2 protein-coding genes and 1 pseudogene are annotated in these 1,078 nt (G+C 69.6%); all 3 read left to right on the top strand.

The window, feature by feature from the left end:
* Positions 1 to 111 (top strand): annotated as a pseudogene (locus tag AC2CJA_RS26820) (roadblock/LC7 domain-containing protein); the annotation flags it as partial.
* Positions 112 to 223: 112 nt separating this feature from the next.
* On the top strand, positions 224 to 802 hold the full coding sequence (locus AC2CJA_RS26815) for a DUF742 domain-containing protein (RefSeq protein ID WP_484605230.1): 579 nt from the start codon (positions 224 to 226) through the stop codon (positions 800 to 802).
* Positions 783 to 1,078 (top strand): GTP-binding protein (locus AC2CJA_RS26810; RefSeq protein WP_484605229.1); only part of this gene is annotated, 296 nt, incomplete at its 3' end. The genes AC2CJA_RS26815 and AC2CJA_RS26810, both read left to right, overlap by 20 nt.

Genomic DNA, 1,078 nt, shown 5'->3' with positions numbered 1-1,078 from the left:
GAGGCGGACATCGGTCTGGTCGGGTACGAGATGGCCCTGCTGGTGGACCGGGCGGGTACGGTGCTGACGCCGGACCTCCGCGCCGAACTGCAGGGAAGTCTGCTCAACTAGCAATACAGGCCGTGCGTATCGCGTCTCCGCGCCATACGGTGCGGAGACGCGATGGGCTGACGGCACACGCAAGACGGCGGCCCGAGTCACAGCAGGCAGTGGAGGAGGAGACGTGGCAACGCCCCCAGGCGGTCCCTACGGCGGTGAGCACCAGTCTCAGCCGCGGCACGACCCGTCCACGAAGCGCTACAACTTCCCCTCCGCCCCGAGCGGGCAGCAGTGGCAGGAGCCCTACTCCCAGCCCGGGCAGCCCGGGCAGCCCGGGCCGCAGCAGTACCCCCAGGAGCCTCAGCAGCCGCACGCTCCGCGGCCCCGCCGTTCCCAGCCGGCGGCCGGCACCGACGGCGGGCCTTCGCCGCTGGTGCGTCCGTACGCCATGACCGGGGGCCGTACCCGGCCGCGCTACCAGCTCGCCATCGAGGCGCTGGTGCACACCACCGCGCAGCCCGCCCGCCTCCAGGGACAGCTCCCGGAGCACCAGCGGATCTGCCATCTGTGTTACGAGATCAAATCGGTTGCCGAGATCTCGGCACTTCTCTCCATTCCCTTGGGCGTCGCCCGTATCCTCGTGGCCGACCTGGCCGAGGCCGGCCTCGTCGCCATCCATCAGCCGGGCAGCAGCAGCGAGCCCGGCGGCCAGCCAGATGTGACACTGCTCGAAAGGGTGCTCAGTGGACTTCGCAAGCTCTAGCGGTGCAGCCCGCTCCACCACCTCCGCGAAGATCGTGGTGGCGGGCGGGTTCGGCGTGGGCAAGACGACCTTCGTTGGCGCCGTGTCGGAGATCAACCCGCTGCGCACCGAAGCCGTGATGACCGCCGCGTCCGCCGGGATCGACGACCTGACGCACACCGCCGACAAGACCACCACCACGGTGGCGATGGATTTCGGCCGTATCACGCTGGACCAGGACCTGATCCTGTACCTGTTCGGCACGCCGGGCCAGGACCGGTTCTGGTTCATGTGGGA

The sequence above is a fragment of the Streptomyces sp. ATLC9 genome, from assembly GCF_057196705.1.
The sequence above is the reverse complement of the archived record's forward strand: the minus strand, read 5'-3'. Positions and strand labels throughout refer to the sequence as shown.